The sequence below is a fragment of the Runella rosea genome, assembly GCF_003325355.1.
Classification (GTDB): Bacteria; Bacteroidota; Bacteroidia; order Cytophagales; family Spirosomataceae; genus Runella; species Runella rosea.
Map to the genome: position 1 here is coordinate 1,737,279 of NZ_CP030850.1, position 14,571 is coordinate 1,751,849.

At 45.6% G+C, this 14,571-nt stretch carries 13 protein-coding genes; 4 read left to right on the top strand and 9 right to left on the bottom strand.

Annotation, left to right across the window (positions count from 1 at the left end; genetic code table 11):
- Positions 1-7: 7 nt before the first annotated feature.
- The 5 genes from DR864_RS07445 to DR864_RS07465 form a co-directional block, all read right to left on the bottom strand.
- Complete coding sequence (locus DR864_RS07445) at positions 8-1,672, bottom strand: DUF8832 domain-containing protein (RefSeq protein ID WP_114066362.1); 1,665 nt, start codon at positions 1,670-1,672, stop codon at positions 8-10.
- 97 nt (positions 1,673-1,769) lie between these two features.
- Complete coding sequence (locus DR864_RS07450; protein ID WP_205319219.1) at positions 1,770-2,993, bottom strand: hypothetical protein; 1,224 nt, start codon at positions 2,991-2,993, stop codon at positions 1,770-1,772.
- A gap of 168 nt (positions 2,994-3,161) precedes the next feature.
- Positions 3,162-3,941 (bottom strand): LytR/AlgR family response regulator transcription factor, encoded by a 780-nt coding sequence (locus tag DR864_RS07455; protein WP_114066363.1) that lies wholly within the window; start codon positions 3,939-3,941, stop codon positions 3,162-3,164.
- Positions 3,942-3,998: 57 nt separating this feature from the next.
- On the bottom strand, positions 3,999-5,069 hold the full coding sequence (locus DR864_RS07460; protein ID WP_114066364.1) for a sensor histidine kinase: 1,071 nt from the start codon (positions 5,067-5,069) through the stop codon (positions 3,999-4,001).
- 123 nt (positions 5,070-5,192) lie between these two features.
- Positions 5,193-5,405, bottom strand: coding sequence for a hypothetical protein (locus tag DR864_RS07465; RefSeq protein WP_114066365.1), 213 nt, complete (start codon positions 5,403-5,405; stop codon positions 5,193-5,195).
- Positions 5,406-5,765: 360 nt separating this feature from the next.
- Between DR864_RS07465 and DR864_RS07470 the strand changes: the two genes are divergently transcribed.
- The gene (locus DR864_RS07470; RefSeq protein WP_114066366.1) at positions 5,766-7,094 is read left to right on the top strand and encodes a spinster family MFS transporter; all 1,329 of its coding nucleotides are present in this window, start codon (positions 5,766-5,768) and stop codon (positions 7,092-7,094) included.
- Here DR864_RS07470 and DR864_RS07475 read toward each other — a convergent pair.
- On the bottom strand, positions 7,091-8,761 hold the full coding sequence (locus DR864_RS07475) for a CotH kinase family protein (RefSeq protein ID WP_114066367.1): 1,671 nt from the start codon (positions 8,759-8,761) through the stop codon (positions 7,091-7,093). The genes DR864_RS07470 and DR864_RS07475 overlap by 4 nt on opposite strands.
- A gap of 320 nt (positions 8,762-9,081) precedes the next feature.
- Here DR864_RS07475 and DR864_RS07480 point away from each other — a divergent pair, with 320 nt between their 5' ends.
- The 3 genes from DR864_RS07480 (at position 9,082) to DR864_RS07490 (ending at position 12,136) form a co-directional block, all read left to right on the top strand.
- Positions 9,082-10,518 carry a PQQ-dependent sugar dehydrogenase gene (locus DR864_RS07480; protein WP_114066368.1) on the top strand — a complete coding sequence of 479 codons (1,437 nt, stop codon included), beginning with the start codon at positions 9,082-9,084 and terminating at the stop codon, positions 10,516-10,518.
- A 204-nt stretch (positions 10,519-10,722) separates the two neighbouring features.
- Positions 10,723-11,829, top strand: coding sequence for an Mrp/NBP35 family ATP-binding protein (locus tag DR864_RS07485; protein WP_114066369.1), 1,107 nt, complete (start codon positions 10,723-10,725; stop codon positions 11,827-11,829).
- Between the two features lie 43 nt (positions 11,830-11,872).
- On the top strand, positions 11,873-12,136 hold the full coding sequence (locus DR864_RS07490) for a NifU family protein (RefSeq protein WP_114066370.1): 264 nt from the start codon (positions 11,873-11,875) through the stop codon (positions 12,134-12,136).
- A gap of 45 nt (positions 12,137-12,181) precedes the next feature.
- Here the strand turns inward: DR864_RS07490 and DR864_RS07495 are convergent, their stop codons facing one another.
- The 3 genes from DR864_RS07495 to DR864_RS07505 form a co-directional block, all read right to left on the bottom strand.
- Positions 12,182-13,270 (bottom strand): MBL fold metallo-hydrolase, encoded by a 1,089-nt coding sequence (locus DR864_RS07495; protein ID WP_229599542.1) that lies wholly within the window; start codon positions 13,268-13,270, stop codon positions 12,182-12,184.
- 106 nt (positions 13,271-13,376) lie between these two features.
- Positions 13,377-13,931, bottom strand: coding sequence for a TetR/AcrR family transcriptional regulator (locus DR864_RS07500; protein WP_114066372.1), 555 nt, complete (start codon positions 13,929-13,931; stop codon positions 13,377-13,379).
- Positions 13,932-14,020: 89 nt separating this feature from the next.
- Positions 14,021-14,545 carry a 3'-5' exonuclease gene (locus tag DR864_RS07505; RefSeq protein ID WP_114066373.1) on the bottom strand — a complete coding sequence of 175 codons (525 nt, stop codon included), beginning with the start codon at positions 14,543-14,545 and terminating at the stop codon, positions 14,021-14,023.
- Between the last annotated feature and the right edge of the window lie 26 nt (positions 14,546-14,571).

Sequence of the window (14,571 nt, forward strand, 5' to 3'; positions counted from 1 at the left end):
CCCAAACTCACATCGAAGCCTCTTTTACGTTAGCATCAAAAATCCCCGTCAACACCTGACCATTTCGTTTGATTTGCAGAAAAATCCGGTACTGCCCCGCTTTCGGGAACGCGTACGGGAACACAATTCGGTTTTCGTGTTTCATTCCTTCCATATCGTGCGTACTCATGCCGCTCATGCTTGCCATCAACAGCCTGTCACGCTCAGCAGGGGCCAGCAGTTTCAGGCCTGCAATGTAGCGGTCAATGCTATCACGAAACGCTTTGGCATCGGTGGTATACCGAAAAATTTTGGTGGTATCGGCAAGGCGGTTTTGCATGATTTGCTGCGCCGCCATCGAATACGTACCTACTGGATGTAAATGAATGTAGACCGAGCCATCGGAGCGCACAATGGCCGCGTGGCCATTCATGCCCAGATAGGGTTCCAATACCGCTGGTTTTCCGTCGGGGCCGAAGACTTCAAAAGCCAGTTGGTAAGGTTTTCCTGCCTCAAACGAAACTTCTGGTTTGCCCTCCCACACGATGGAGGTGCCATCTTTTAGTTTGGTTTTGGTGCCTGGTTTTCCGCAAATAACCACATTTTCATCAACGGGGATTTGCTTTGGATTGTTGAGCGGGTCGGTCACCACGTATGTATCTTCGGGGTCGGTTTTCAATGCTGCATTACCGTATATTTCTGGAATATCAATGGTATCCGTAATGGTTTCGGCAAAGCCAGAGCGCTGCACTACGTCGGCATAAACCAAGTATCTTCCAGCGGGCAATTTGGGCAAATACGCCTCAAAGGTGGTTGTATCACGGCGTTCGGGGTGAAGGTGTGCGAAGGCATCCAGCGTATTTTGGCGCACCAAAAACAAATGCATCAGTTTTCCGTGGTCAGGGATGAGAAAGCTCATCACCGTACGGCGTTGTGAACTTTTATTGATGGAATTGGTATCTACTGTCAGTTGAAAAACGCGCTCATTGTTTTGGTTAACAATCTTGGCGCTTCCCAAAATAGGCTTATACATGTACCTTTTATAATCATCCGCCCAGCTATTCCACCAACTACTGCCGATGTAGAGTATTCCGGTACAGGCCACTGCTGCCACCCCCATCGAAACCCAGCGCGAACGACGCTGTTTTGGGGTAAGGCTCACGCCTTTTCTAAGCAATCCATCGCTTGCACTTGCGCCGATGGCGGTAATTAAAATCACGACCAATAACAACCCCAAAATACTCAACAGTACGCCCAAACCCGCTGGCATGTCACGTTGGGCCGTCGAAACCGCCACAATCGGAACAATCAATTCCTTTTTCCCATCGTCACCATCTAGCGTAATCTGCACACTAGAGGCTCCACCCGCCATGAGCCACACGATTCCCTGAAATTGTCCCGTTTGATTTGGCACTGGGCTGATGACATCAGAAGACGGAGCACCTTTATCACCCGTACGAAAATAAATGGGTCGCGCCAATACACTGGTTACGTTTCCACTTTCCACATAGACCGTCACCTGCGCCGTGCCAGGAATAACATCGGGTGGTTGGAGGCTGACCAACACGCGATAAGCACCCGCTTGCCCCTGAAACAGCACACCTGCGCTACCAACGTGCGCCTCTGAGGCAATAGAATATAAAAGGCAAAAAGAAAAAAAAACAAAAAAGGAATAGGCTTTCAGAAGACGCATGGTCAGGAATTTTAGGAATAAAAAAGGGGAGCGTAGGAGTTACCTCGCCCTCTTCGGGTACATTAATAGTTTATTTGCAAGGTGATTTTGCGTGTTTTCATCGTTGAATTTTACGCATCCATTTGCCCCATGCCAATCCTATTCGGGAAGAAATGTAGCCAAACCCAAGCGCATAGGCGATTCCAATACTGAAATCAGTGGCATTTTGTAGCACCCAAGGCGCGTATTTATAGCGGTATTCCCAATCGGGATCATTGCCGAAATAATAATAATGACTGCCAAAAAACCAGTTACGGGCATAAGGCGACTCCTGCAAAAATGAGCCAAAGGGCCATTGAACAACGAGCATTATTACCACAAAAACCACGCTCATGATGGCCGCCATCACCCAATCGTTGATGTAAGTATAACGGTTCAGAATCCAGTCCATCGCCAAAGCGGGCACAATCAATAACAATGGAAAAGCAAATCCCTGATAATGGTCAATGTGATTCCAGATGGGCCCCAACTTAGGTTCGGCAGGAAACAAAGGAATAATCCATAACGTAAGGCACATCAGGGCTGTATAAACGCCCGTTACCGAAGTGATGGTCCAGCGTCCGCCCGCTCCTCTTCCAAAAGCCAACAGCACCAACGGAAACGCCATCGCCGATACTTTATAAAAACTTGAATTGTGCATTTCCCACTTCCCTATTTCTTCCGAAAGCAGGGTATACCACATCGTAACCAAAAAACCCGCCGACAACGCAAAGAGTAGGTTTAGCCGGCGGAGACGTCGTTTTGTATAGTCAGCATTTTGAGCGCCTGTCGTTTGATTTTTTACGGCCAAAACGCTCACAATTGCTCCAAACTGCACACCGATGATTCCCAACGCCAAAACGGTATGCGGCGGAGAAAGTATCTGCACATCAAGCCCGTACGTGCCATGCCACCAATCATCAAACGGAGCCGAGGTGAGCATCATCAACGCGCCCCAGATGCAGAATAAAGCCCCTAACGAGCTGTAAAAAAAGCCCCAAACCTTTACACTTTGTGCTTTCTCGACCACCGAACCTTTGAACGTTGTATAAAGCACTTGATAGCCCGAAAAAAGCCCAGAGACAATCGCACCCACGTATATAATGACGTGAGGCGGTGAAAAAAGGCCATCACGACCAATACTAAGGTGCCAACAGATGTCCCAAATAAGACCTACAATAACGCAAAAGGATGAAAATACAACCGCGTACAAATACGGAGGAATACCTAAAAGAAAGTCAGACGATGAAACGCGCTGATAGTCAGATGATTTTTCAATAGCGGGCGAAAGCGGGCTTGCCATAACGAATCCGAATTAAGGTTAATAGGTTGATTGAGAAGTAACACAAGCGGCACAGAAATTCAAACCATTCTTTCTTTCCAAAAAGACAAAAATAGTCCTTATCCTCTACGCCAAAAAGTGCTGAATGGGCTATTAAAAGTACTAAAAACCAATGACAATCCAAAAGCCTTATTCCCCCATCCAATTTCGGAATTCTCCGGCTTTATCTCGGCTGATAAACACCTCTTCTTCAGTGCTCGGCCGTAAATCCAATTTGAGCCGACTGTTGAAGTGTAAATGGATTTTATCCACGGATTTCGGACAAAGAATAATCTGCCGATTGGCCCGAAAAAACTGCTTCGGATTCAGAATGCATTCAAGTTCGTCAAGGGTATAATCCACCACGTAAGAGCGTTCGTCCCAAGTCTTGACAAAACTCAATCGTTCCTGACTGTAAAAATAGGCAATGTCATCGACCGAAACAGGCACCAGCCTTGAGCCCTGTTTCAACAAAAAACGCTCCCGGTAGTCCGAAGGCGATACTTTTGTTTGCTTAATAAGATGCACCAGTTCATTGACGTCCAAATGATTTTCGGCCGTTGTTCCGTACAATTTCTTCAGTTCTTGAAATTTATACAGGCTCCGTTTCAGGGCTTCTTCATCAATGGGTTTAAGTAGGTAATCTATGCTGTTGACCTTAAAAGCCTGAATGGCGTATTCATTGTAGGCGGTTGTGAAGATAACGGGGCTTTTCACTTCCACTTGACTAAATATTTCAAAACTTTGCCCGTCGCATAATTCAATGTCCATCAACAACAAATCAGGGCGCTCGTTTTCGCGCAGCCATTGAATCGACGACTCTACGCTGTCGAGCATCGTGATTACCTCAATGTTTTCATCGCATTCCTGCACCATCGCTTTCAATTGCCGAGCAGCCAGCGCTTCATCTTCAATAATGACTACTTTCATCATCTATTGTCTTAAATCAATCCTTGATTTTTACTTTCCCGTTCCCGAAGGTCTCTACTATGCTTTAACCATTTTTTCATTGGCGCTCAATTCGCCGATGAGCGGCACTCTCACCTCAAAAACCTCTTCTTTTTCATAAATCTGCACATGGGGCTGTCGGAGCAAGGCGTATTTTGAGGCAATATTCATGAGCCCTTTTTTGCTCGACGGCATTCCATTATTGGGCTTACACTGAAGGTTATTTTGCACAATAAGTTCCCCCAAATTATTGGTAAATATCTTGATATGCAATGGTTTGGCAATAGATACCATATTGTGTTTAACGGCATTCTCGACCAACAATTGAAGCGTCAGAGGCGGGATTTGGGCGTGGCGGTACGCGGGGTCTACGTTTACTTCCAAGGCAATACCGTCTTCAAACCGGGTTTTCAACAACCCAAAATAGGCGTGGGTAAATTCTAGTTCTTTTTCGAGAGAAATCAGTTGTTGCTCGTTGCTTTGTAAGAGATACCGATACACCTGCGACAAATCGCCAATGAACCTCACCGCCGTTTTGTTTTCGTTGGATTTAACCAACGCCTGAAGCGTATTGAGGCTATTGAATAAAAAATGCGGCTGTACCTGATTTTTCAACGAATCCAACTGCATTTCAAGGTTGGCACGACTGAGTTCTTCCGTTTGACGTTTGCTGATTAACCATTGACGAAAAAAATAACGGCTTTCATAAACGGCAAAAATGATGGCCAGATAAAATAAATTCAGCCCGACCATAAAGAGCGTTTCGGGATAAAACCAGTCAAATTTGGGCTTATCGCTGTAGACAAAATAATCGAAGAGAATCAACCGTTGGGCCACCAACACCACCACCACAGGAACACTGAGTACCCCCAACGCAATGAGCCGTTGGCGAACATTTTCAAGGCCCGGATTACGGCGACGCACCCCAATAATCATCCAACGCCCCACAATCCACGAAAAATACACCGAGGCCAGTCCTGCAATGAGAAATTTGGCCGCCGTGAAGGTATCATTACAGAGGGTAGGTAAATTAAAGAAAACGGTCGCAACGGCCCAAAGAACAATCGGGCCAAGGAAAAGCAATCGTTTATCGTTGAGGGAGACTTTCATCGCAGTGCCAAAAAATTCATTCAGTTAATTACAAACTTAAACCCATAATTAACAAATCGGAGGTTGCTGGCGAACGAAAGCCCTAAAAAAGAGGCTGAACCGTCGTAATTTAAAATTCAAAGGTTAAATAACAGGCCGGGTTCTGCTGGTGCGCTCATTGATTTTTTTGCAGCAAACCAATTCCCCATCTTCACATTTCGTAGCCGACGATTTCACGGAAGGATGACTAAAAGCCGCTTTGAGCGACAGAGATTCTGAACTCAGGCTACAACCGCCGATGGCAACCAAAACGCTGAAAAACAGGATGTTTTTTAAGTAAAGTCTATTTTTTAACATGGCTATATTGTTTATGAGTTCAAGAATATGATGTATCAACGCTCATAAAACGCTCAAAATTACATTATTACCCTGATTTATCAATAAATTAATTGATGTGGTACAAAATTTCTATACTTCATTACCACACCAACTTCAACCCCTACAAACGTGTCCACACAGACAGGATAAACGCTGTGTTTTTTGGCGAGCCAATACCTGCTTTTTCAATTTCGTGATTATCAGCACCCTTGCAAAACTTACAAAGCGATTTGCCTTTTTAGCCCCTAGAAAACAAATAGTAGAATTTTTATATAAAATTAGATATTTCAATAGTACATATCTCCTACTTTTGACTATACACCTTAAACCCTTTTCTTCATGACTGCCCAAACTCCCTCTCTACGCTATGCATGGTACGTCGTAGCGGTGCTTATGCTTGCCTATATTTCTTCGTTTATTGACCGCCAGGTGCTCACTTTGCTGGTCAAACCACTCAAACGGGATTTTGGCGTTACTGACACGCAGGTAGGACTTCTGATTGGGTTCAGTTTTGCCATTTTTTATACGTTCCTCGGTATTCCGATTGGTCGCTTGGCCGACCGACGCAGCCGCAAAAGCATCATCTTGTGGGGAATTGTTTTGTGGAGTTTGATGACCGCCATTTGCGGCGTTACAGACACCTACAGCCAACTTTTTCTGGCGCGTGTGGGGGTAGGAATCGGCGAAGCCGCCCTGTCGCCCGCCGCATATTCGATGATTACCGATTTGTTTCCGCGCCATAAACTCGGAACCGCCATGGGTATTTACAACCTAGGTGTGTACGTTGGCTCTGGGCTCTCGATTCTGTTGGTGGCCCTCATTCTCAAGCTTATCAGCGTGGAAGGGATGTGGCAAGTTCCCTTCTTCGGAGAAATATACCCGTGGCAGACGGTCTTTCTAATCGTAGGCGCTCCCGGGCTTCTGATTGTATTACTGATTGCCTTTACGGTCAAAGAACCCGTACGCCAGCAAACCTCGAAGGCAAAAGTTGAGATGTCAGAAATTCGAGCCTATTTCAGCGCCAATCGTTTTTCATTATTGTCTCTCTTTTTCGGAATTGCCTTCATGGCATTCAGTTCTTACGCTACTACCTCTTGGACCCCTACCCTTTTTGTCCGTAAATATGGCTTGGCCGAAGCGCAGGCAGGCTTATTGTTAGGAGGGATTATCACGATTTTTTCAACGGCGGGTGTCTATTTTGGTGGTAGATACGCCGACAAATTGACCAAAGACGGCTACCCCGATGCCAAAATGCGCGTTGGCTACCAAGGAATGCTCATCGGCACTTTTCTGGCCTTCTCTGTTTTGGCGATGATGGTATTTACCTCGGCTCCTTTGCCCGTGTTTGTAGTTTTATTGGCACTGATTTGCTTTTTCACGGCTCTTCCTTACGGTGCCGCTACGGCAGCCCTTCAGGAAATGGTTCCCGCCCCGATGCGGGCCACTTTTTCTGCTTTTTTCCTGTTTGTGGTCAACATCGTCGGGCTCGGCGGCGGGCCTTTGGCGGTCGGCTTCATCAATGATAAAATATTTGGCGACCCCAATCAAGTTCACCTTTCATTGGCTTGTACGGTACTACTAGGATGCGGGGTTTCGTGCCTGCTCCTGTACCGAGGATTAAAGCCGTTTATTCGTAGCACCGAAAATGCGCGACTGGCCGTCAATTAATTAGTCGGACAAGCCACTATTTTGGCCACAAACGAAGCTTGTCCCTGCACACTAAATCCAGGGTTGAGCTGAATATACGCTGGCGCCTGATAAGTGGTGGGTTGATTGGTCGGCAAAGCACATTCTGACAGTAGCGAATACACCGATGTAATTACCCCCGGAGTACAGTTTGCCGAAGTTAATGTCGGCTGAGTAAGAGGTCCTACGGCTTCTATATTGGCATCCATCCAAGCCAAATGGGCCGTTAACCACGTTTTAAGGTAATCCACTTCTTTATCAAACGTATTTCCAGGAAGTGGATAATATTCATTGTACATGATTGGGTCTTCCAGAATATCCCATTTCGTAAAATTACGCGTAATGGCATCTTTTGCTTTCAACAATGTACGTTGTGTATCAATGAAATGATGAATACTGTCGAGATGCCACGGGCCTTTTCGTAGTTCACGATAACGAGTGACGAGTTTTTGGACAAAGTAGCAATCTTCCAGTACTTTTTTGGCCCAGAAAGGTGTGCTTGAAGTACGTCCGGGACAATAAATATTGAATTGCCAAGCCCATGAGCTATCGGGTTTGACCGACCTTGGGTAGCAAAATTGTTGATTTCCCATCGACTTATCAAAGTCCCACGGCGGCCCCAGCGTGAAGCGTCCCCCTTCACTATCTCGGTCCTTGTACAAAAAGGTACTCACCCGCCACGCATCCGAGTTTTTGGTAAACTCCTGCAACAGAAAAAAATCGACAAAGGAATCAACGTTTAAGTAGGGACGATAACCGAGCGTAGGACTTTTAAAATCAGGCCCATTGAGCGCGGTTTCAAAATTATACATGTACTGCTTGATGTAATTGAACTGCAAGTTTAGAGAAGTAGAATTGGTGTACTCATGCAATTTGGGGTACTCAACGTGGAATATGGGCGGTGCTTGCAACGGCACATCGTTGGGGGGAATATGCGAACTCCATTTTTTCTCTTCATTTTCGCCAACTTGAAGAATGTACCCACCCGTTATTTTGGCGGCGTCGGTATCTACTTCTTCAAGCTTTTTAATTTTGACGCGGTTATCATTCCGTTTGATTTTTTCCATCAAAATATAGACACCCTGATACAAGGGTTGACCATCAACATTCAGATATAACTCCACATAACGCGTACGCGGTGCATACCGGTTGGTTTTTCGAAACATCTCTTGCGAAAGCACTTCTCTTAAGAATGATTTGTCTCCAAAACACGCATTTAGTACCCAATCAGCTTCTTTGGGCATCCCCAACAGTACGACGTTAGAATCGGCATCGGTGGCGGCTTCTCGCGTTTCAAAGCCATAGGATTTTTTGGGCCAATAGGTGGAGGTATTTCCCCTTATTTCGATTCCAATGTTTCCTGAATATTGATAAACGTTAGCATTTGAACTGGCACTGTAGTAATAAACGCTGTCGGGACTACCAGCTACCACTGATTTACCAACGATTTTCATCGTGGCTGCAATTTTGGGTTCATTCGGAATGGTCTGCCCGTTAGTATTGATAATTACAATGGGTAAATTGGACGTAATCACTGGCTGTGACAGCCCAGATAAATACGTCAATATCAATGTAGCAAATACCAAAGCGAATCTAGAACTCTTTTGTCCCAAAAACAGAGATTGCTGTAGAAATGTAGATGTTTTCATAGAACTAATGGTTGGTTAAAAGGGAATAAGCTATTTTCAATCAAACATATCAATACCGACATAGCACATCATCAGTACTGACCAAATTGATACAAAAAGCTATTTTAAACCCATTGGTATAATTATTAATAGACATATCTCTAAACTACTTATTCTATTACTAATGACCTAAAAAAGTTATCAAGCGGTACATTTAAGGAAATTGAATTCGCCCCCTCAAAACAAAGCTATTCCCAAAAATCTCCTCGAATACTGATTGCGAACAATTAAAAAGTTGATTCTCCTCACTTTAGCTATTAATCAATAACTCCCCAGACCAAATGATAAAATACATAGCCATTGCTTCGGCGGCGACAATGCTCCTGCTCATTCGTCAAACCGCGACCGAACCTATGCCCGCTGCAGTCTCCAATTCACCCTTGCCCGCATTCGAAACCGCTCAGAACAATTACAAAAACTTCTGTTCGAGTTGTCATGGCGAAAAAGTGGAAATGTTTGTGGACCGCCAATGGAAATACGGCAAAACCAAGCCTGATTTGATAAAAAGCATCACAGGGGGGTATCCCGACAACGGAATGCCATCGTGGGGCGCAGCGCTCAAACCCAAAGAAATTGAAGAATTGGCGGACTATATTCTGGAAGGCATTGAAAAGGGCAGCAAATATAGTTTTGCTGCCAAACCTAAATCCAACGTGTTTGCTTCGGCTGAACTTACCGTAAAATTAGACACGGTGGCCAGCGGATTGAGCAGCCCTTGGGGAATGGTATTTTTGCCCGACGGAGATTTGATTGTAACCGACCGCACGGGAGAGATTTATCGCGTTGGCAAAAACCAACAGAAAACCAAAGTGACAGGCGGCCCTACGGTATTGGCCGAAGGACAGGGCGGATTGCTCGACGTAGAGTTGCACCCCAAATTCGCCCAAAACGGCTTTATTTATTTTTCGTATTCTGCCTTCAAAACCGAAGGAAACGACAAACTTTCGACGACGGCCGTGATGCGGGCCAAGTTGGAAGGTACAACGCTGTTGGACCAGAAAATCATTTTTGAAGCACAACCTTATCTCAAAACCCGCCACCACTACGGCTCTCGGCTAGAATTTGACAGAAGTGGGTTTTTGTATGTTTCTGTCGGTGACCGCGGGCAGCACGTCCCGTTGTTGCCCCAATCGGTAGAAAATGACTGTGGAAAAATCCATCGCCTCAACGACGACGGGAACATTCCTGCCGATAATCCATTTGTCAAAAAAGACAAAGCCCACGGCTCGGTGTTTTCGTACGGTCACCGCAACCCACAAGGCACCGCTCTCAACCCAGCAACGGGCGAATTGTGGGAGCACGAACACGGCCCACGCGGCGGCGATGAAGTCAACATCATCAAAAAAGAAACCAATTATGGTTGGCCAGTGATTTCCTACGGAATTAATTACGACGGAACCGTTCTGACCCCAAACACGGCCAAGCCAGGCATGGCACAACCCAATCACTACTGGATTCCTTCCATTGGCCCCAGCGGTATGACCTTCGTGACAGGCAACCGCTACCCCGCATGGAAAGGAGATTTGCTCGTAGGTTCGTTGCGTTTTAAGTACCTGAATCGTTGTAAAGTACAAAACGGCAAAATCGTTAAAGAGGAGATTCTCCTCCAAAATCTGGGGCGTTTGCGAAACGTACAAATGGGCAATGATGGCTACATCTACGTGTCGGTCGAAGACCCTGGATACGTGTTTCGGTTGGTGCCCGTTCCAGTAAAATAAGGAAATTACGTAATCCAATCAAAGAGGTCGGGCCACCCCGGCCTTTTTAATTGGTCACAAAACCGTCTTTTAAAGGTACAAATAGGATTTTGGCAAACTTTCCTTTTAATTTTACGGTTCTAATTACGTACAACGAAAAGCGTTAACTGAGTTTTTATTAATCAACCAGTAAACCATTTAACCAATAACGGATTACATTCCCCCATGGGCGACCTAACTATTAATAAAGAAAAGATACTTCAGGCCCTCAGTACCGTTCAGGAACCTGACCTCAAGAAAGACCTCGTGACCCTTGGCATGATTCGCGATGTTGAAACTGGCATTGACCTCATCAGCTTTACTGTGGTGCTTACCACGCCCGCGTGCCCGCTTAAAGAACTCATTCGAAAAGAATGTACGGATGCCATCCACAAATTTTTTGGCGATCATATCCGGGTAAATATAAAACTTACCGCCGACGTTACAACGACGCGTACGGGCGGGCCAGTGGTGCCGCAGGTAAAAAACATCATTGCCGTAGCCTCGGGAAAAGGAGGCGTTGGAAAATCGACCGTTACGGCCAATTTGGCCATGGCACTCTCACGCTCAGGGGCCAAAGTCGGAATTCTCGACGCTGATATTTACGGGCCATCCATGCCCGTTATGTTTGGAGCCGAAGATATGCAACCCCGTATCGTGCAGCGCGATGGTCGCAACATGATGGTTCCTATCCAACAATGGGGCATTAAATTGATTTCGATGGGCTTTTTGGTCCCCGCCGACAGTGCCACCGTATGGCGCGGCCCCATGGCTAGTACGGCATTACGCCAATTGATTGGCGATGTAGAATGGGGCGAACTGGATTACCTGCTCATTGACTTGCCTCCTGGCACCAGCGATATTCATTTAACGCTCGTTCAGGCGTTGCCTGTTACGGGAGCGGTCATCGTGACTACGCCTCAAAAAGTTGCCTTAGCCGACGCCATCAAAGGATTGGCTATGTTTCGCCAGCCGCAAATCAACGTGCCCGTCTTGGGAATTGTGGAAAATATGTCCTACTTTACCCCTGCCGAATTACCCAACAATAAGTATTATCTTTTTGGGAAAGACGGTGGGCAGCAATTGGCCGACAAATTTGACGTTCAGGTATTAGGACACATTCCGTTGGTACAAGGAATACGGGAAGGCGGCGACGAAGGTCGTCCGGCGTATTTGAGCGATGACCTCATCACCAAAGAAGCTTTTCAGGAAGCGGCCGAAAATCTGGCGCAACAGGTAGCCATTCGCAATGCTACCTTGGCCAAAACCAAGCAAGTAGAGATTAGAGTATAGTATCGACTGAAAAATAGCATCTTAGCGCATTATTTTATAAAAAATGGAAACACTTCAAGCTGATTCACTTAAAGCTCGCGTCGAAACGGCGCTCAACAGCATCCGCCCTTATCTGGAAGCTGACGGCGGCAACGTAGCGGTGAAAGAGATTACCGACGACATGACGGTTCGACTCGAACTTGTTGGTTCATGCAGCTCATGTCCCATGTCAACCATGACTTTTAAGGCAGGACTGGAGGAAGCGATTTTAAAATCCGTTCCTGAAATCAAAAAAGTAGAGGCCATCAACCTCACACCTGCCTATTGAAATCTTTCAGGGGTCAAAAGTATATACTTTTGACCCCTGAAAGATTTAGTAATTCCACCATTCTTTGACGGGATACTCACCGCCCCCAACTTCCACTTTTTCGCCAATCATGGGCGTTGTAATGGGTTGATTCAAGGCTTTTGCTTTTTTCGTCACGCGTTGAATGGATTCATTCCACGGGTGCAATGCCAACGTAAATTTACTCCAATGGACGGGCAAAAGTAATTTAGCTCGCAGCTCAACCGCCGCTTGGGCCGTTTCTTCGGGCATCAGGTGAATGTACTTCCAATAGTCGTTGTATTGCCCACATTCCAAAATAGCCAAGTCGAACGGGCCGTATTTATCTCCAATTTCTTTAAAGTGCGTATCATATCCTGAATCCCCGCCAACATAAATGTTGTGCTGCGGTGTTTTTAGAATAAACGACGACCAAAACGTCTGCATCCGCTTAAAACCACGGCCCGAAAAATGTCGGGCTGGCGCGGCCGTGATGTCAAACGTACTGTCAAGTTTAGTCTTCTCCCACCAATCTAATTCCGTAATCTGAGACTCATCATAGCCCCAATGCGCCAAATGTGACCCAACTCCTAAAGACGTAACGACCCGCTTTACCTTGGGTTGTAGTTTTTTGACCGTTTCATAATCCAAATGATCGTAATGGTCGTGCGTAATAATCAGCAGGTCGAGTTCTGGAAAATCATCAATTGAATACACATTACTTCCGTTATAATTGGCCCCAAAAAAGGAAACTGGCGAGGCATTTCCACTGAAAACGGGATCTACCAGTATATTTTTCCCGTCGATATGCATGAAATAAGAAGAATGCCCAAACCAAACCACCACGGGTTTATCAGATGAGATGTTCTTTAAATCGGTCTTAACCGAAGGCAGTGCTTTGCTCGGCTCTTTGTTTTCCACCTTTGGAATATACAGTTTTAAAATGTCAAAATAAGTAACGCCTTCGGCCAAATCAGGGGTAAAGTGCTCATTTTGAAAGGCTCCGTTTTTGTAATGCGGCGAAGTACGAATGCGTTCGAAACGGAGTTCGGCGGGATTTTTTCCGAATTGTGGCTGCTGCATGTACACATACCCACTCAGGGCAATGACCGCAATGAAAATGAATAAAATCAACATTGTTTTTTTTAATTTGCTAATCATGGGTTGCTACATTACCAATTAATAAGTGAGTGCTTACTTACTGTTTGACTACACAAATTGTGCGTTTAAAAAATTTAATTCCTTAACTTTTGAGTTTCTCCAGTTGATACTTAGATTTCAGAAATGAGAGCGTTTGCTCAATAAATGCCTCCGAAGGTTGCTGCATCAACTGATTACTCAAACCGTCGAGCAGCATGACTAACAACAAAACTTCTTTTTCGGGTTCGGCGTAGCCAAGTTGTCGAAATGCGTCGGTTACTACCTCCACCAACTCCAAATAATAGCCACTCGGACGGTATGATTGCCCTCGGTATTTTTTCTGCCATTTGAGCGAAAACTGTAGTTTCCAAAATTCACGTTCTTCGCTAAATAGCTTCACGGGCAGTTCAATCGTGGCGTGAATCTTGGCCAAAGGTTCGGCCAATGCAACAATGGATTTGACGTGCCGAGCCATCCGTTCTTCACTCATGGCCAAGATGGCATCCATTAATCCTTCCTTATTGGTAAAATGACGAAAAATCAGTCCTTCCGAAACCCCCGCTTCTTTGGCAATCTGACTCGTGGGAGTCGTATCAAATCCATGTTCTGCAAAAAGTTTCAGCGCTGTTTCTAGAATCAGTTCCTGTTTTTCAGTCATAATTAAAAGTGAGTAATCACTTACGAAACTAAAATCATCCTTCGAGGGTTCCCGAAGTTTAAAATTTAGTAAAGAATACCATGATTTATTTACGACACCCAGCCTTTCAATAGTCCCTGATGGTCATGTTGGAGAAGCAGTTCAAACAGGCGCGTTGTGGCGGCGGCATCGCCCATGGCGCGGTGGTGATTGGTGTGCTGGATTTGCAAGTCCCGGCAAATATTACCCAAGCTATACGATTTATAGCCCGGAAAAATCTTCCGACTTAACCGAACGGTACAAAGCGTATCACGGTCAAAATATTCATCTAAACGACCAAATTCGCGCCTTACAAATCCGTAATCGAAGGTAACATTATGCGCTACAAAAGCGGCGTTTTGGGTCAATCGGCGCACATCATCCGCAACTTCTTCAAACGTTGGCGCGTCTTTAACCATCTGGTTATCAATCCCCGTGAGTTGGGTAATAAACCCAGGAATCCAACACTTTGGATTGATGAGGCTTTGATAAGAGTCGATGACCTGCTGGCCATCGTGGCGCAAAATGGCAATTTCGGTAATCCGGCTCGTATCGTACGCGCCGCCCGTGGTTTCAATATCTACAATGGCAAACATAAAGGAGCTTATATGAGGCACAAAAA